This window comes from Actinomadura harenae, from assembly GCF_003696215.1.
GTDB lineage: Bacteria > Actinomycetota > Actinomycetes > Streptosporangiales > Streptosporangiaceae > Spirillospora > Spirillospora harenae.
Window position 1 is genome coordinate 1 of the sequence record NZ_RFFG01000140.1, and the last position, 16,944, is coordinate 16,944.

At 74.2% G+C, this 16,944-nt stretch carries 16 protein-coding genes; 9 read left to right on the forward strand and 7 right to left on the reverse strand.

The features are described from left to right. Positions 1-1,113: ABC transporter permease (locus tag EBO15_RS38835; RefSeq protein WP_122199469.1), on the forward strand; the 1,113-nt coding region annotated here is incomplete at its 5' end. Positions 1,114-1,121: 8 nt separating this feature from the next. Here EBO15_RS38835 and EBO15_RS38840 read toward each other — a convergent pair. The 3 genes from EBO15_RS38840 to EBO15_RS38850 all read right to left on the reverse strand — a co-directional run bounded on the left by EBO15_RS38840 (position 1,122) and on the right by EBO15_RS38850 (position 4,878). Next, positions 1,122-1,976 (reverse strand): 3-methyladenine DNA glycosylase, encoded by an 855-nt coding sequence (locus tag EBO15_RS38840; protein WP_122199470.1) that lies wholly within the window; start codon positions 1,974-1,976, stop codon positions 1,122-1,124. A gap of 143 nt (positions 1,977-2,119) precedes the next feature. Beyond that, positions 2,120-4,048: an FtsX-like permease family protein gene (locus EBO15_RS38845; RefSeq protein WP_158628477.1), complete on the reverse strand. Its 1,929-nt coding sequence runs from the start codon at positions 4,046-4,048 to the stop codon at positions 2,120-2,122. A gap of 11 nt (positions 4,049-4,059) precedes the next feature. Continuing rightward, on the reverse strand, positions 4,060-4,878 hold the full coding sequence (locus EBO15_RS38850; RefSeq protein WP_378237936.1) for an ABC transporter ATP-binding protein: 819 nt from the start codon (positions 4,876-4,878) through the stop codon (positions 4,060-4,062). Positions 4,879-4,990: 112 nt separating this feature from the next. Between EBO15_RS38850 and EBO15_RS38855 the strand changes: the two genes are divergently transcribed. From EBO15_RS38855 to EBO15_RS38875, 5 genes are all read left to right on the forward strand, one after another. Beyond that, positions 4,991-5,638 (forward strand): maleylpyruvate isomerase family mycothiol-dependent enzyme, encoded by a 648-nt coding sequence (locus EBO15_RS38855; protein WP_122199473.1) that lies wholly within the window; start codon positions 4,991-4,993, stop codon positions 5,636-5,638. A gap of 45 nt (positions 5,639-5,683) precedes the next feature. Further along, entirely contained in the window at positions 5,684-6,277 is a 594-nt protein-coding gene (locus tag EBO15_RS38860) for a TetR/AcrR family transcriptional regulator (protein WP_122199474.1), read from the forward strand. 239 nt (positions 6,278-6,516) lie between these two features. Next, on the forward strand, positions 6,517-7,521 hold the full coding sequence (locus tag EBO15_RS38865) for an alpha/beta hydrolase (protein WP_122199475.1): 1,005 nt from the start codon (positions 6,517-6,519) through the stop codon (positions 7,519-7,521). Positions 7,522-7,733: 212 nt separating this feature from the next. Then, on the forward strand, positions 7,734-8,330 hold the full coding sequence (locus EBO15_RS38870) for a hypothetical protein (protein WP_122199476.1): 597 nt from the start codon (positions 7,734-7,736) through the stop codon (positions 8,328-8,330). A gap of 8 nt (positions 8,331-8,338) precedes the next feature. Further along, a complete protein-coding gene (locus EBO15_RS38875; protein WP_122199477.1) occupies positions 8,339-8,623 on the forward strand; it encodes a hypothetical protein in 285 nt (94 codons plus the stop codon). 109 nt (positions 8,624-8,732) lie between these two features. On the opposite strand, the gene EBO15_RS38880 is transcribed toward EBO15_RS38875, so the two are convergent. Beyond that, positions 8,733-9,371: a TetR/AcrR family transcriptional regulator gene (locus EBO15_RS38880; protein ID WP_122199478.1), complete on the reverse strand. Its 639-nt coding sequence runs from the start codon at positions 9,369-9,371 to the stop codon at positions 8,733-8,735. A 62-nt stretch (positions 9,372-9,433) separates the two neighbouring features. On the opposite strand from EBO15_RS38880, the gene EBO15_RS38885 reads away from it, so the two are divergent. Beyond that, positions 9,434-10,219, forward strand: a complete 786-nt coding sequence (locus EBO15_RS38885; protein ID WP_233616763.1) for an SDR family NAD(P)-dependent oxidoreductase — start codon at positions 9,434-9,436, stop codon at positions 10,217-10,219. Positions 10,220-10,271: 52 nt separating this feature from the next. On the opposite strand, the gene EBO15_RS38890 is transcribed toward EBO15_RS38885, so the two are convergent. After that, the gene (locus tag EBO15_RS38890; protein ID WP_122199480.1) at positions 10,272-10,742 is read right to left on the reverse strand and encodes a MarR family transcriptional regulator; all 471 of its coding nucleotides are present in this window, start codon (positions 10,740-10,742) and stop codon (positions 10,272-10,274) included. Between the two features lie 82 nt (positions 10,743-10,824). On the opposite strand from EBO15_RS38890, the gene EBO15_RS38895 reads away from it, so the two are divergent. Both EBO15_RS38895 and EBO15_RS38900 read left to right on the forward strand, forming a co-directional pair. Then, positions 10,825-11,685, forward strand: a complete 861-nt coding sequence (locus tag EBO15_RS38895) for a nitroreductase/quinone reductase family protein (protein WP_122199481.1) — start codon at positions 10,825-10,827, stop codon at positions 11,683-11,685. Between the two features lie 118 nt (positions 11,686-11,803). After that, positions 11,804-12,997 carry an MFS transporter gene (locus tag EBO15_RS38900; protein ID WP_122199482.1) on the forward strand — a complete coding sequence of 398 codons (1,194 nt, stop codon included), beginning with the start codon at positions 11,804-11,806 and terminating at the stop codon, positions 12,995-12,997. Here EBO15_RS38900 and EBO15_RS38905 read toward each other — a convergent pair. Beyond that, complete coding sequence (locus EBO15_RS38905; RefSeq protein WP_122199483.1) at positions 12,916-14,166, reverse strand: FAD-dependent monooxygenase; 1,251 nt, start codon at positions 14,164-14,166, stop codon at positions 12,916-12,918. The two genes, EBO15_RS38900 and EBO15_RS38905, sit on opposite strands and share 82 nt — an antisense overlap. An 81-nt stretch (positions 14,167-14,247) precedes the next feature. Continuing rightward, on the reverse strand, positions 14,248-16,944 hold a 2,697-nt coding region (locus EBO15_RS38910), incomplete at its 5' end, for an ATP-binding protein (protein WP_147481854.1).

The window sequence follows — 16,944 nt, forward strand, 5'->3', positions numbered from 1 at the left end:
CTCGGGCCGCCGCTGGCGCGGGCCGCGGTCGCCGTGGCCGCCGTCCCGCTGCGGGCGTCCGGCGGGACGGGCGAGCTCGCCGCCGCCAACCTGCGGACGTCCGCGCGCCGCCTCGCCGCGGTGATCACCCCGCTGACGCTGATGATCGCGATGTCCGGGACGCTGCTGTTCGCGCAGTCCACGCTGACCGGCGCCGCCGAGGCGCAGGCCCGGACCGGCACGATCGCCGACTTCCGGCTCGGCCCGGCCGTCCCGGCCCCGGCGGCGGAGGCGCTGCGCGGCGTGGCGGGCGTGCGGGCGGTCACCGAGGTCGTCCACAGCCGCGTCCGTGCCATGAACAGCCCGTACAGCGTGCAGGGCGTCACCCCGGCGGGCCTCTCCTCGACCATGGACCTGGACGTCCGGGACGGCTCGCTCGACCGCCTCGGCGCCGGCACGATGGCCGTCCGCTCCGGGATCGGCATGAAGGTCGGCGACGACGTCGCCTTCGCGCTCCCGGACGGCACCCGCGTCACGCAGAAGGTCGTCGCCGTCTACGCTCGCGGCCTCGGCTTCGGGGACCTGACGCTGCCGTACGACCTGGTCGCGGCGCACTCCGACTCCCCGATGGGGACGGTGCTGGTGTCCGCGCCGGGCGTCCGCGCCGACACGCTGCGCCGGGCGCTGCCGCCGGGGATCGCGCTCGCCACCCCGGCCGAGGCGAACAAGGGCGCGAACGGGGCGTCCGCCGTGAACTACCTGGCGCTCGGGCTGATCGTCGCCTTCGCGGGGATCGCCATGGTCAACACCCTCGCGATGGCCGTCGCGGGCCGCTCCCGCGAGCTGGCGCTGCTGCGGCTGGCGGGCGCGACCCGCCGCCAGGTGCTGCGGATGCTGCGCTGGGAGACCCTGGCCGTCGCGGTGGTCGGGACCGTCCTCGGCACGGCGATCACGTTCTGGACGCTGGTCAACTACAGCGCGGGCATGACCGGCGCGTCGGCCCCGCACGTCCCGGCGCTCGGCGTGGTCGGGATCATCGCGACGGCGACCCTGCTGGCGCTCGCCGCGACCGCGCTCCCCGCCCGCGCCGCCCTCCGCGCGGACCCGACCCGGACCCTCGCCGCCCGCGACTGACCGTGCGGCTAGACCGGCACCGCGAGCAGCCCCTCGCAGGCCGCCAGCAGGCGGCCGCGCAGGGGCTCCGCGCGTCGGGTGAAGTCCCGCTGGAGGGCCGCGTACTCGGCGCGGCCCTCCGCCGTCTCGATCCGGACGGGCGGGTACCCGAGATCGGCCAGGTCGTAGGGGCTGGCCCGCATGTCCACCGCGCGGACGTCGCGGGCGAGCTCGAAGCAGTCGGCGACCAGCTCGGACGGCACGAGCGGCGACAGCTTGTACGCCCACTTGTAGAGGTCCATCGTGGCGTGGAGGCAGCCGGGCTGCTCCAGCTCGTGCTGGGTCTCGCGGGTCGGCTGGAGCACGTTCAGCGGGCGCGCGGGCCCGGTGAAGAACCGGAACGCGTCGTAGTGGCTGCACCGGACGCCGCGCTCCTCGACGATCCCGGCGATCTCGGCGGCGGGCAGCCGCATCGGCCAGGCCGCGTGCCGCACCTCGGGGGCCCGGTAGACCATGGCCCACTCGTGCAGGCCGAAGCAGCCGAACTGGGCCGGGCGGGACGCCGTCCGGGCGAGGAGCGTGGCCGTCCACTCGATCGACGAGCGGCGCCGTCCGACCAGGCCGTCCACGTCGACCGTCACGCCGCGATCGGTGTCCACGTAGTCGCGGCCGTGATCGCGGGCGCCCGCGAGTTCGACGAAGGCGCCGGGATGCCACTGCTGGAGCCGGTTCGGCCGGTGGCTGTAGTAGGTGAACAGGAAGTCCTCGACCGGGTGCTTCTCGCCGCGCCTGCGGCGCTCCAGGTGCGGTCCGAGCCAGGTGTCGACGCGGCGGCGGTGCGCTTCGGCGCGCGCCCGCCACTCGTCCGGCTCCAGGATGTCCACCCGTTCATGCTAGGCGCGATGCGTCCCGCCTCGTCCGTGGTCCGCCGGCCGCCCGGCCGCATCCGAAACCGTCCGCCCGCCGCCCGTACCCCGAAGCCGGGCGGCGGGCGGACGGAGGCCTGTGACTCGCGGGCGGAGCCCGGTCACTCGCGGGCGGCGGCGAGCGTGACGGGCGCCGGGCGGGTCGCCGCCCGGGTGGTGAACGTGCTGGTCAGCGTCGAGATCCCGAAGGCGCCGAGGACGATCAGGACGATCAGCGTCCACGGGACGGAGAGGACCTCCAGCCCGTCCGGCCCGAACAGGAATCCGCCGAGCGCCGCGAGCGCGACCACCAGGCCGAGCCCGACCCCGATCAGCGTCACCCCGGACGCCTCCAGCAGCGCGGACCGGACGACCTGGCGACGCGACAGCCCGGTCAGCCGCGCGACGGCGAACTCGCGGCGGCGCTCGGTCCCGGCGATGACCATGGCGTTGATGATCGCGACGATCGCGTAGACCGCCGACAGGCCCATGAGGACCATCATCACGCTGTTGTTCTGCTTCATCTGCTCGCCGACCCGCGCGTCCGCCCACGCGGAGACCGTCTGGACCTTGCCGATCCGCAGGTCCCGGAGCCGGTTCGCGACGTCCGCCGGGGACGTGCCGGACGCGACCTTGACGGTGGTCTCGGCCTCCGCCTTGGCGAGCATGTCCTCCGAGAGCAGCCAGTTCGGGACGAAGAACGCGTCCGCGTTGTTCTCCAGGGTGGCGGGCATCCGCGCGACGACCTTGAGCCTCACCTTCCGGTCGCCGAGGTCGGCGACGGCGGTCGAGCCGCGCCGGACGCCGTCCTCGGCCGAGCCGGGGCCCGCGACGACGGCGTTCCCGCGCAGCGCGTCCAGCGATCCGGAGACGGGGCGCGAGGTGTGCGTGGCCTGGTAGGCGGCCGGGTCGATCGCGATGATCCCGGCCTGCACCTTCTTGCGGTACCCCCGCTTGGTGCCGTTGTTCTCGGTGACCGTGAGCGAGATGTCGGCGGTGACGGCCGTGGACGACGCCGCCACGCCCGGCACCGACGCGATCCTCCTGGCGTCCACCCCGTTGGACGTCACGACGTACTCGCCGACGATCTTGCGCTTGACGTCCACGCCGCCCGCCTTCGCCTGCGTGCCGAGCATCGCGGTGAGCCCGACGACCAGCGCGGTCAGGACGATCATCGGGGCGGCGGTCGCGGCGGCGCGGCGCTTGCCGTCCCGCAGGTTGGCCTGGGCGAGCTCGGCGAGCGGCCCGAACCGGGTGAAGGGACGCAGCAGGTGCCCGGCCAGCGGGACGACGAGGGGGCTCAGCGCGCTCAGCCCGATCGCCCCGGAGAAGGACACGCCCATCGCGATCAGCATCGCGCCGAGGAAGTCGGCGCCGCCCTCCATCGCGACCATCGCCACGGACAGGGCGAGCATGCCCACGCCCCAGATCCACCGGCCGGGCGTCATGATCCGCGCGGCGCCTCCGATGTCGCGCAGCGCCTCCAGCGGGCGGACCCGCGCCGCCCGGAGCGTCGCGGCGATCGAGCCGGTCAGCGCCATCCCGACACCCGCGGCCACCGACCCGAGGAGGACGCCGTTGTCCCAGTGCGGCGCGAACGAGTCGGGCAGGATCCCGTTGCTGGTCAGCAGGTACGCCTGGGCCCACATCAGCGGGATCCCGAACAGGATCCCGCCCGCCGAGCCGAGCAGCCCGAGCAGCAGCGCCTCGCCGAACAGCAGCGTCACCACCTGGGGGCGGCTGGCGCCGAGGGTGCGCAGGAGCGCGAGGTCGGCGCGGCGCTGCGCGACGGTGAACGCGAAGGTCGAGCCGATGATGAACACGGCGAGGAAGCACGCGAGCATCGCCGTCATGCCGAGCAGCGACCCGGCCCCCTCGTAGGCGTCCTTGATCCGGGCGGTCTCGCCCGGCGTCGATCCGGCCGGGATCCTCGGGTGCTCCGCCCCGAGCGACACCATGATCGACGCCTGGAGGAGCCCGACCCCGAAGACCACGGTGAGCAGCGCGCCCGCGAACAGCGTCCAGCGCTCGCGGAAGGTGCTCCACGACATCCGCCACATGGTCAGTCCTCCAGGGTCGCGAGGCGGTCGGCGACCTGGCGGGCGGACGCCCCGGCCAGCCGGTCGACCAGGCGGCCGTCGCGGAGGAACACCACGGCGTCGGCGGCCGCGGCGGCGACCGGGTCGTGCGTGACCATGACGATGCACTGGGGCGCGGCGCCGTCCTGCCCGGTGCGCTCGTCCACGACGGTGCGCATCAGCTCCAGGACGGTGCGGGCGGAGCGGGAGTCGAGCGCGCCGGTCGGCTCGTCCGCGAACAGGACGGCCGGACGGGTCACCAGGGCGCGCGCGATGGCGACACGCTGCTGCTGGCCGCCGGACAGCTCGCGCGGACGGTGGTTCCCGCGGTCGCCGAGGCCGACGTCGGCGAGCGCCCGCTTCACCGCGCGGCGGTCGAGCCGCACCCCGGCGAGGCGCATGGGGAGCGCGACGTTCTGCTCGGCGGTGAGCGCGCCGACGAGGTTGAAGTTCTGGAAGACGAAGCCGAGGGAGCGGCGGCGCAGCTCGGTGAGGACGTGCTCGGGCGCGCGCGTGATGTCGCGTCCGGCGAGGATGATCTGTCCCTCGTCGGCGCGGTCGAGTCCGGCGGCGCAGTGCAGGAGCGTGGACTTGCCGGATCCGGACGGGCCCATGACGGCCGTCCAGGTGCCGGGCGGGAACGCGATGCTCACGTCGTCCAGGGCGGTGACGGACGTGTCGCCCGACCCGTACCGGCGCGCGACGGACCGGAGCTCGACGGCGGGCGGCATGGGCGGCGGGTACCCCGGGTGACCAGGGGGCATTCCCTGCGGGGCGGCGGCGTGGGCGCTGGCGAACGTCATACCCAGATCTCATCGCGCGGGGGCTCCGGCCGGAACGGGGCCTTCCACCGGATCGCCTTTCGGGTTCTCCCCACCCCTTCACATACAGACTGCATGTATGTATGGTCGCGGCATGATCCGACGACTCGACCGCGACACGACGGTCCAGGGCCTCATGGCCGAGTTCCGCGCCTTCGCCGACCTCATCGGCGGCCTGTCCGACGCGGAGTGGAACGCCCCCACCCGGTGCGACGGATGGCTCGTCCGGGACGTCGCCGCGCACGTGCTCGGCAACGTCGTGGACGTCATCACCGGAACCCCCGGAGACCGCTCCCCCGACGACCAGGCCGCCGCGCTGCGCGGCGGCACCCCCGCCGAGCACGCCACGGCACTGCGCGCCGCGGTCGACAGGCTCGAACCCCGGTTCGCCCGGCTGACCGACGAGCTGTGGGCCGCGCCCGGCCCCGTCGACCGGACGATCGGCAACGGCGTCACGATGCTCTGGTACGACGCCTACGTGCACACCGACGACGTCCGCGCCGCGCTCGGGCGCCCGGCCGAGACGGGGCCGGGGCTCGACGCGGCGCTGTCCTGGCTGCGCGACGAGCTGGAGGGCCGCGTCGCGGTCACGCTCCGCCTGGACGGCTTCCCCGAGGCGGAGGTCGGCGGCGGCGGGACGGTCGTGACCGGCGACCCGCACCGCTTCGTCCTCGTCGCGACCGGACGCCTCGACGCGTCCGTGCTGGGCCTCCCCGCCGAGGTGAACGTCCACGGCGGATAGGTCCGCGTGCACCGGTCCCTACCATGTGCGCATGAGCGAGCGCGCATGAGCAAGAAGGCCGAACAGGGCGACGCGACCCGGCGGCGCCTGGTGGACACGGCCGTCGCCCTGTTCACCGAGCACGGCTTCGCCGGGACGTCCACGACGGCGGTGGTGAAGGCGGCGGGCGTCACGCGGGGCGCGCTCTACCACCACTTCGCCGACAAGGAGGCCCTGTTCGAGGCCGCCTACCAGGGGGTCCAGCGGGAGGTCGCGGAGCGCTGCGCCGCCGCCGCGCGGGCCGCCGAGCCCACCCCGGCCGGCCGGCTGCGCGCCGGGATGGCCGCCTACCTGGACGCCTGCCTCGAGCCGCACGTCCAGCGCGTCCTGCTGCGGGAGGGTCCGCTCGTCCTCGGCTGGGAGAGATCGGTCACGTTCGACGACCCCTACTGCGCGCGCAAGCAGCTGCGCGCCGGGCTGCGGGAGGCCGAGCGGCAGGGGCTCGTCCCGGCCGGACGCGCCGACGCGCTGGCCCATCTCCTGTTCGGCGCGGCCAACCAGGCCGGGGCCGCGATCGCCGTGGCCCCCGACCAGGCCGCCGCCCGCGCGGAGACCGGCGCGGCCATGGACGACCTGATCACCCGCCTTCTCACCCCCTGACCTGGGCGCGCGCCCTCCCGGCCCCTCCGGGATCCGTAGTTGCGCGATGATGCAAATACCGATAGGCATGGTTCGCGCCGGACAGGGGCCGAAACAGGCCCCTCACCCGGTGCGTACGGATAGGTGACCATCGGCGGAACTTTCGCCTTTCGCCCGGCCGCCCCTATGCTCCAGCCAGTTCGTGTGCTTCTGTGACTTGTTTCCGGACAAGCAGAAGACGGCCTACGGGGAGGCCACAAATGGAACCACGACCGAGGACGCGCGCTGTCGGGGCAGCGCTCCTCACCGCCGCGCTCGTGGCGTCGACGGCCGCGGGCTGCTCTTCGAGCGGCGCCAAGGCCGCGCCGCCGCCGTCCACGACGCCCGCGCCCGCGGCTCCCGCCGGGCGCACCGAGCCGCCCGTCGTGATGCCGACCGGCCCGAAGGCCCACTTCAGGTTCTCGCACAACACCTCCGGCGGCCCGATCATGGTCACCACGCTCAAGGGCGCGAAGTCCGGCGTCACCGGCAAGGTGTGGGTGTGGCTGCCGCCCGAGTACAAGGACAAGCGCTACGCCAAGAGCGGCTTCCCGGTCCTGACGCTCTACACCGGCAACACCGGCGTGAACTACAACTTCTGGGCGCACGAAGAGGTCGAGCCCATCCAGAAGGTCGCCGTCCAGATGCGGAAGCGGCACAAGGCGCACCCCTTCATCATGGTCATGCCGGTCCTCCAGATGTCGACGCGCCAGGACACCGAGTGCAGCGACATCCCCGGCATGCCGAAGATGGGCACGTTCCTCGGCGACGACGTCTACCGGATGGTCAAGGCCAACTTCCGGACGCTGCCCGGACGCGACGGCTGGGGGCTCGGCGGCGCGTCGTCCGGCGCGTTCTGCGCGGTGAAACTGGCCCTCCAGCACCCCGACCGCTACCGGTCGGCCATGTCGTGGGCCGGGTACTTCGCCCCCGAGCCGCAGGCCGGGCCGCGCTGGACGCCGCAGCAGATGAGCGCCAACAGCCCGACCGAGATGGTCAAGAAGCGCCCGGACGTCCGGCTGTTCCTCCTCGCGGGCGACCGCAAGCTGTTCCGGTCCGACAAGGAGCGGATCATGGCGTTCAAGCAGATCGTCCGGCCGCCCACGACCGTCCAGGTGGAGATCCAGAAGAACGGCGGGCACTACACCGCCGACCTCCAGAAGCTCCTCCCGGACATCCTGACCTGGTTCACCAAGAACCTGGAGGGTCCGGTCCCGGCCAAGTAGGCGGGTCCGGTCCCGGCCGAGTGACCGGGCCGGTCCCGGCCGAGTGACCGGGCCGGTCCCGGCCGAGTGACCGGGCCGGTCCCGGCCAGGTAGCCCCCGGTGGAGCCCGCGCCCGGCCCCGGCGCGCGGGACGGCGAGCCGCGCGTACCGGACGTGTACCACCCGCTGCCACGGTGGTCGGGTCATGAGGACCCTGACCACCGGAGGCTCACGTGGAAGGCGCCATCCCCGGCCCGGACGCGGACGGTTACCGAACCCCGCAGGCGTCCCCCGGCCCCGTACCGGACCCCGTCACCCGGCTCGCCGCCGACCGCGGCCTCGGCGCCCTGGTGGACGTCCGGCGCCAGCTCACCACCGCGTCGATGACGATCATCGGCGTGGTCACCTCGGTCGTGTGCGTCCTGCTCATGTGGGGCCTGTTCGAGCTGACCAAGAGCGCGTCGTTCCTCTCGTCCCTGCACCAGATCGCCTACGCCGTGCACCTGCCGCTGCTCTTCGGGCTCGTCTGGGGCGTCGGCTACACGATCCGGGGCCTGGCCCAGGGCGGACGTGCCCACTACCTCTACGAGAACGGCCTGGTGTTCGCGCGGCGCACCCGGCAGGACGCGTTCACCTGGCAGGACATCACCGGTCTCAGCCCGCTCTACGAGCGGCGCGACCAGGGCCGGGAGGGCAAGGTGCTCGGCTACACGATCACGCCGTCCCGGGGCGCGCCCTTCGCCGTCCCCCTCGTCCTGAAGGACGGGCGCGACCCGTTCATGGACCGGATCATCACCAACGTCCAGGCGCTCGGCCGCCCCGTCCAGTAAGGAGAACCATGTCCGAGAACCCCCCACCCCAGCAGAAACCTCCGCCGTACGCGGCGCCCGCGCCCGCGTACACGCGGGTCACCGACGAGCAGCGGGAGATCTGGGAGACCAAGGGCCGCCGCGGTGTCGGCTTCGGCGCCGCGTGGCTGATCGGCGGGCTGCTGCTGTCCCTGATCACCTACTCGAACGCGGCGTCCCACGGCGGCGTGTACATCGTCGCGTGGGGCCCGGTCCTGTACGGGATCTACCGGATCGTCACGGGAGCCCGGTTGATCCAGCGCGCCCGCTCCTGACCCCGGCCCTGGCACGTCCAGGATCGCGGCCTCCCAGACCGCGCGCCCGGTCCGGGGGGCCGGGCGCGCGGTCTGGGAGGCCGGGCGCGCGGTCCGGGGCCGGGCGCGGTCAGGCCAGGGCGTCGAGGTTCGCGGTGAGGTCGCGCATCGCGCGGACGCCCAGGTCGGCGGGGGAACCCGGGCCCGAGTCGGGCGCGTCGCCGAGCGCCCAGGTCTCGACGGCGACGCGGATCGCGGCGCTCGCGGCGGCGGCGGCCAGCCGCGTGCCGAGCCCGGCGGGACGCCCGGTCAGCTCGGCGAGCAGCGGGACGAGCCGCTCCTCGGTGTCGTGGTTCACGCGCAGCCACACCGCGCGCAGCGCGGGGTCGGCGTGGGCGGCGCGGAGGAGGCCGCGGGTCCAGGTCCAGGACTCGCGGCCTTCGTCGTCCGCGGGGGCGAGCGCGCGTCCGGCCGCCGTGACCAGCGCGTCCCGGAGCGGCATCTCCCGCGCCGTCTCGGCGAGCAGCCGCAGCCAGCGCTCCGCGCCCTGCGCGAGCAGCGGCGCGATCGCGTCCTCCTTGGTGCGGAAGTACCGGTAGAAGGTGCGCAGCCCGACCCCGGCGCGGCGCGCGACCGCCTCGGCCGTCACGTCCGCCGACGTGGTGCCCGCGCCGCCGGGTCCGGCGAACAGTTCGGCCGCCGCGAGCGCGATCTCCATCTGCGTCGCGGCCCGGCGGCGCTCGGTCAGGGACGTCCGGCGATCCTCCATGACCCCATCGTAGGCATAAAGTGCAGGTGTGGCACGTTGTGCCATACAGACACGATCTGCCAATGGAGGAAGAGATCATGGAACGCTTCGAGGGACGCCGCGTCATCGTCACCGGGGCCGGGTCGGGCATCGGCCGCGCCACCGTGCACCGCCTGCTGAGCGAGGGCGCGCGGGTCACCGGCTTCGACGTGAGCACCGCCGGGCTCGAGGAGACCGCCGCGCAGGCCGCCGCGAACGGCACCGCGGGCCGCCTCACCACCACTCCCCTGGACATCGCGGACGAGGCCGCCGTGGCGTCCGGCGTGGCCGCGGCCGTGGCCGCCATGGGCGGGCTGGACGTGCTGGTCAACGCGGCGGGCATCCTCCGCTCCGCGCACACGCACGAGACCACGCTCGACTTCTGGAACACCGTCCTGAAGGTCAACCTGACCGGGACGTTCCTGGTGACGCGGGAGGCGCTGCCCGCACTGCTCGCCACCGGACGGGGCGTCGTCGTGAACTTCTCGTCGACCTCGGCGAGCTTCGCGCACCCCTACATGGCCGCGTACGCCGCGTCCAAGGGCGGGATCCAGTCGTTCACGCACGTCCTGGCCAGCGAGTACGCCAAGCAGGGACTGCGGGCGGTGTCGGTCGCGCCCGGCTCGATCGAGAGCGGCATGACCACCGGACGCGGCCCCGGCCTCCCCGAGGACGCCGACATGAGCCTGTTCGTCAAGCTCGCGCCCGCCCTCGGCCAGGGCTTCGCGGGCCCGGAGACCGTCGCGGGAGTCGTCGCGATGCTCGCCTCGGACGACGGCGCGTTCGTCACGGGCACCGAGATCCGCATCGACGGCGGCACCCACTTCTGACCGGCGGGAGCCCCCAGGGGCCCGGACGCCCCCGTCCGGGCCCCGCTCATGGTCAGAGGTCCCGGGTCGCGTCCTCGTAGCGGCGGATGGTCTCGATGAAGACCCGGCGCTCGGACGGCGTGAGCGGTTCCAGCGCGGTGCGCCAGGCGTCGGCGCCGCGCGCGAGCCAGCCGTGGATGGCGTCGACGTGGCCGGGGGCGATCGCGACGATCGTGCGGCGGCGGTCGGCGTCGTCCGCGCGGCGCTCCAGGATGCCCTGGCGGCTGAGGTCGCCGACCATGAGGCTGACCGTCGTCGGGGCGACCTCCAGGCGCTCGGCCAGCGCGTTCACCGGCATCGGGCCGTCGAAGACCAGGTAGCCGAGCAGCGAGAGGTGGCGCGGCGCGAGCGCGAACCCGGAGAGGGACTCCGGTGGCGGCAGCCGCTTGGTCCGGCCGACCAGGCGCGGCATGAGCAGCAGCATCGCCCGGATGCCGGCCTCGACGTCCGGCCCCTCGATCTCGGCCCCTTGGCCCGTTGACATACAGATACCTTTGCATCCAAAGTAGATTTGCTTGCAAAGCAAACATGAATCGCCGGGGCAAGCCTACGCGGAGGCCAGGGGCATGACCTTTACCGAGCGCAACCGTCCGATCGTCGAGGAGTTCCGGGGCAACGGCGGGAAGGTCGGCGGGTTCTTCGCCGGGACGCCGCTGCTCCTGCTCACCACCACCGGGTCCCGGTCCGGCGAGCCGCGGACCGCGCCGCTCGCCTACCAGGAGGACGACCACGGGCGTCCCGTCGTCTTCGCCACGAACGCGGGCAGCGACCACGACCCGCTCTGGTACCGGAACCTGGTCGAGGACCCGCGCGTCACCGTCGAGATCGGGACGTCCACGTACACGGCGACGGCGATCCCCGCGCACGGCGAGGACCGCGACCGGCTCTACGACCGGATGGCCGACGCGTCCGAGGCGTTCGCCGGATACCGGGAGCGGACGGCCCGGAGGTTCCCCGTCGTCGTCCTGTACCGCGTGGACGAGCGGCGCGAGAACGCGATCGGCGCCGAGCTCGCCCGGATCCACGAAGACCTCCGGACCGCGCTCGGCGACCTGCTCGAAGTGGCCGCGTTCGGCGGCGGCCCCACACCGACGCTGCTGGAGCAGTTGCGCGTCCGGTGCCTGACGGTCTGCGGCGACCTGGAGTCGCACCACGGCAAGGAGGAGGGCGTCTTCCCGCGCATCGAGCGCCTGTACCCGGCGCTCGCCCCGGTGCTGGACGAACTGCGCCGCCAGCACACCGTCCTCGCCGGGATGCGCGCCGAGCTGGAGTCCCTCTGCGCCCGGGCGGACCTCGACCCCGAGGAGCGGCGGGCGGAGATCGAGCGGATGACGGTCGCGATCGACGCCCACTTCGCCGACGAGGAGCGCCGCCTCCTCCCCGTCCTGGACGTCGTCGACCCCGCCGCGCTCCGCGCCCCGGCTTAGCCCCCGGGCCCCGCGAACCCGCGGCGGGACGCGGAAAATAGGGCGATTGCCCGATCCCCGGTTCGTCCCGGGCGGCGGACGATGGGAGGCCCACCCCCTCGCCCCCAGGAGCCATGCCGTGAGCGTTCAGGAGGCCCCGGTCCGGGAGGCCGTCCGGCCGCCGATCTTCACCAGGGCGTTCGTGACGATGATGGCCTGCTCGCTCGGCGGCATGGCGAGCTGCTACCTGCTGATGTCGACGATGCCGCTGTTCGCCGCGCGGCACGGCGGCGGCGGGTTCGGGGCCGGGCTGAGCACGGGCGCGATGATGTTCGCGACCCTCCTGCTGGAGCCGGTGACGCCGCGCCTGGCGAGCCGCTTCGGCTACCGCCTGACGCTCGGCGCCGGGCTCGTCCTGATGGGGCTCCCGGCGCTGCTGCCGCTCGCGTCGGGCACGCTCCCCGTCGTGCTGCTGACCTGCGCGCTGCGCGGCGCGGGCCTCGGGATCCTCGTCGTCGCGGGCACCGCGCTCACCGCCGAGACCGTCGCGCCCGAACGCCGCGGCGAGGCGCTCGGCGTGTACGGGGTCTCGGTCGGGATCCCCGCGCTGGCCTGCCTGCCCCTGGGGCTCTGGCTCAGCGGGCACGTGGGCTTCGACGTCGTGTTCGTGTCGGCGGCGGTCGTCGCGCTCGTCCCCCTCGCCGTCCTGCGGGGCCTGCCGGGCGCCTGCGGCGGGGACGAGCCCGCCGGGCACCGGGATCCCGGGACGCACGGCGGGCTGCTCGCCGCCGCCCGGCGTCCGGAGCTGGCGCGGCTCGCGATCATGTTCGCGGCGATCACGTTCGCCACCGGCGTGCTCCAGACGTTCCTGCCGCTCGCGGTGCACGGCGCGACGGCGGGGATGGCGGCCGGGGCGCTCATGGCGCAGTCCTTCGGGACGCCGTTCACGCGCTGGCTGTCCGGCCGGTTCGCCGACCGGTACGGGACGCGGGCGCTGCTCGTCCCGATGGTGCTGCTCACGGCGTCCGGGGCCGCGACGCTGGTGTGGACGGGCAGCCCGGTCGCGGTGATCCTCGGCCCGGGGCTGTTCGGCGCCGGGTTCGGCATCGCGCAGACCGCGACGCTGTCGCTGATGCTCGACCGCGTGGACCGGCCGGAGTTCGGCCCGGTCAGCGCCCTGTGGAACATCGCGTACGACGCGGGGATCGGTGTCGGCGCGGTCGGGTTCGGCATCGTCGTGTCCGTCACGTCCTACTCGGGCGGGTTCGCCGTGACGGCCGCGCTGCTCGCGCTCGTGCTCGTGCCGGTCTGGCTCGACCGGCGAACCCGGTAGGTCTTCAGCACGATGTTCTCGGCCGTCTTGCGGACGCCGTTGGCGATCATCTTCTTGCCCGGCAGGTAGGGCATGAGCCTGTAGTTCTGCCGCAGCAGCCACGCGATCACCCGGTTCTCCGGCACCATCAGCCTCGCGACGCCCTGCCCCTGCTTCTGGCAGCCCGCGACGTACTCGCGCATCGCCTCCTCGTACCGGGCGAACGCGGCCACGTGGTCGCCGCCGGCCTCGGCCAGCTCGCCCGCGAGGACGTACGCGGCGACCATCGCCAGGCCCGTGCCCATCCCGGACAGCGAGGACGGGCAGTACGCGGCGTCCCCGAGGAGGGCGACGCGGCCGCGCGTCCAGCCGTCCATGCGGACCTGGCTGACGGAGTCGAAGTAGAAGTCGGAGGCGTCCGCCATCATGCCGAGGAGCCGGTCGGACTCCCAGCCGTTGCCCGCGAACGTCTCGGCGAGCATCCTCTTCTGGGCCTCGACGTCGCGGCGGTCGATGTCGGTGAGCGGCGCGCCGAAGTAGAACACGGCCTTGGCCTCGGTGTTCTCCCGCGCGCTGTACATCGTGACGACCTTGCCCGGCGTGGTGAACGCGAGCCCCGCGTGGTCGATGCCGAGGTAGTTCGGGACGGTGAAGATCGCGCAGTAGAGGCCGAGGTGGGAGACGTGGTCCCGCTCGGGGCCGAACGCGAGGCGCCGGACGTTGGAGTGCAGGCCGTCGGCGCCGATGACCAGGTCGTAGCGTCCGGCCGCGCCGCTGTCGAAGGTCACGTGGACGCCGTCCGCGTCCTCGTCCATGCGGGCGATCGAGTCGCCGAAGACGTACCGGGTGTACGGCGCGGTCTTCTCGAACAGGATGCGGGCCAGGTCGCCGCGCAGGATCTCCACGTCGCCCGCGAACAGGTCGGCGGGCATGGACGCGAGCCTCTTCCCGCGGGTGTTCACGTAGACCATCGCGCCCGTGTGGGTCTGCTCGCGGCGGATGTCGTCGAGGACGCCCATCTCCTGGAGGATCCGCAGGTGCGCCTCGCCCCGGAAGTCGACGGCGTAGCCGCCGTCGCGCAGCTCGGCGGCCTTCTCGACGATCGTGACCGTGTGTCCGTGGCGGTGGAGCCAGTAGGCGAGGGCGGGACCGGCGACCGAGGCGCCCGAGATCAGGATGTTCTTCGTCATGGCCCTGACTCTGCGGGAGGCCGCTCACCGCGACCTCACCGCCCGCTCACCGCCGCCACCGTCCGGGCGGCCGCGCCGCGCTCAGAACTCCGGCAGGACGTGCAGCGGCGTGCTCCGGACGATCTCCTCGGACAGGCCCGCCAACCGCAGGACGTCATCGTGGCCGAGCCGCAGCCCCTCCCGGTACGCGACCGCGTAGACGTCGTCGCCGATCCGCGCGCGTGTGGCCCGCTCGATCTCGGTGACGTCGGGTTCGCCGATCGCGTCCATGCCGCGTAGGACGGTCGCCGCGCCGAGCAGGCGCGCGGCCTCCTCGCCTTCGCGCACGCGCGCGAGCGCGACGACCGCGCGCGCCGCTTCGGAGAGGGCGCCGATGACGGCGGCCACTTCGACGGCATGAAGGTAGAGGTCAGCGGCCTTGGGGGCGGGTTCGGCGATGCGTCCCAGGCCGATGAGGGTGCGGACGCGGTTTCCGACGCTCTTGATCCAGGTCGGATCGAAGCCGTCCAAGGCTTCTTCGTAGAGACGCCGGGCCTCGTCCTTGTCGCCCTTGGCCAAGGCCATGTCGGCTAGGCCGCGCAGGGCGGCCGCGACGTAGGTGGCGTTTCCGGCGCGGCGGGCCACGGCGGCGGCCTCGGCGTAGTCGGCGGCGGCGGCCTCCGGATCGTCCTGTGCGCGCAGGTCGCCCCGGTTGCAGAGCAGGTCGGCGAGGTCGTCGGCCGCGCCGAGCTCCCCGGCGAGCGTCAGCGCCTCGTCGGTGAGGGCGATCGCGCGGACGGTGTCCCCGGACGTCGCGGCGAGCCCGGCCAGGGCGTCCAGCGCGAGCGCCGTCCCCCAGCGCTCGCCCAGGCCGCGGAAGCCGTCGGCGGCCGTCTGGTACTCCTGCTCGGCCTGCGCGAGATCGCCCTGCGCGAGCTGCGGGTAGCCCGACATCAGGTGCGCCGCCGACCGCGCCCACGGGTCCGGGCTCTCACGCTCGGCCATCAGCGTCCTGAACTGGACGCTCACGTCGCCGCCGCCGACCGAGCCCATCAGCCACTGCAACGCCGCCATCGAGTTCTTCAGCGGCCGGTCCGCCTCGGCGAGCGCCAGCCCGGCGCGCTCACGCTGCCGCTCGGTCGCGTGCGTCCCGGCGATCGTGACGCAGACGGCGTACTCCTCGGGCGGAAGGCCGGTGTCCGGAAGATCCAGGATCGCGGCGGCGAGCGGGGCGGCCGACACCGACAGGCCCCGGATCCACAGGTAGACCGACATGGCCGTGAGCAGCCGGGACGCGGTGTCCGCCCGGCCCGCGGCGACGGCCCGGCGGAGCGCGGCGAACAGGTCGTCGTGCTCGGCGGCGAGCCGGTCGAGCGCCGCGAGCTGCCCGGCTCCGAGCAGGTCCGCGGCGGCGGTGAGGTCGAGCAGGTGGGCGGCGTGCGCGGCGTGGATCTCGTCCGTCTCGCCCGCCTCGTCCAGCTTCTCCGCCCCGTACGCGCGGATCGTCTCCAGCATCCGGTAGCGGCCCTGGGAGAAGTCGAGAAGGGAGCGGTCGGCGAGCGCCGTGAGGGTCTCCTCGTCCGCGCGCGCGACGGCCCAGGCCGTCGCGGCGGTCGCTCCCCCGGCGAACACGGTGAACCGGCGTGCCGCGGCGCGCTCGTCCTCGGTGAGCAGCTCCCAGCTCCAGTCGACGACCGCGCGCAGCGTCCGGTGCCGGGCGTCGGCCGTACGGCTGCCGCGCGCGAGGAGCGCGAACCGGTCGTCCAGGCGCTCCGCCACGTCGGACAGCTCGTGCGTGCGCAGCCGGGCCGCCGCCAGCTCGATCGCGAGCGGCAGGTCGTCCAGGGCCGCGCAGACCTTCCGGACGAGCGGTCCGGGCAGGACGACATCGCGGCGCGCGGCCCGGGCCCGTTCCTCGAACAGCCGCGCCGCGTCGTCCTGCGGGAGCGGCCGGACCTGCCACAGGCGCTCGCCGTCCACGTCCAGCGGCTCCCGGCTCGTCGCGAGGATCCGCAGGTCAGGGCACTCGGACAGGAGCCGCCAGGCGAGGTTCGCGGCGTCCGCGACGACATGCTCGCAGTTGTCCAGGACGAGCAGCAGGTCCCGCTCGGCGAGCGCGGCGACCAGGCGCTCCTCCGGGTCGGGGTCGGCGCCGCCGCCGCTCAGCAGGCCGCGTTCGCGCAGGCCGAGGGCCTGGAGCACCGCCTGCGCGGGATCGGCGACGGGCGCGAGCGGCGCGAACGCGACCTCGCCGTCCCAGCGCCGCGCGACCTCGCCGGACAGCCGCGTCTTGCCGACGCCGCCCGGCCCGAAGAGGGTGACGAGCCGCCCGGACGCCAGGCCGTCGAGGACGCCCGCCACATCGTCGTCCCGCCCGACGAAACCGCTGATCGGAGTGCCCGGACGCGCCACCCGCGGACGCCTCGCCGCCGGGACCGGCCCGGCGGGCGCGCCCTGGAGGAGCGCCTGGTGGAGGGCCATGAGCTCGGGCGACGGGTCGGTGCCCAGCTCGTCCGCGAGCAGGACGCGGGTCTCCTCGAAGAACGTGAGCGCCTCGGCCTGCCGCCCGCCCGCCGCGAGCGCCCGCATCAGCAGGGCCCGCAGGTCCTCGCGCAGCGGATGCCGGGCGATCAGGTCGCGCAGCTCGGCGACGGCGGCGTCATGGCGGCCGAGCGCCAGGTCCGCCTCGGCGCGGGCGACGAGCGCGGCGAACCGCAGCTCGTCCAGGCGGGCGGCCGCCGCCTCGCCGGACGCCGTCTCCGCCGCGTCCGCGAAGGCCGGGCCCCGCCACAGGCCCAG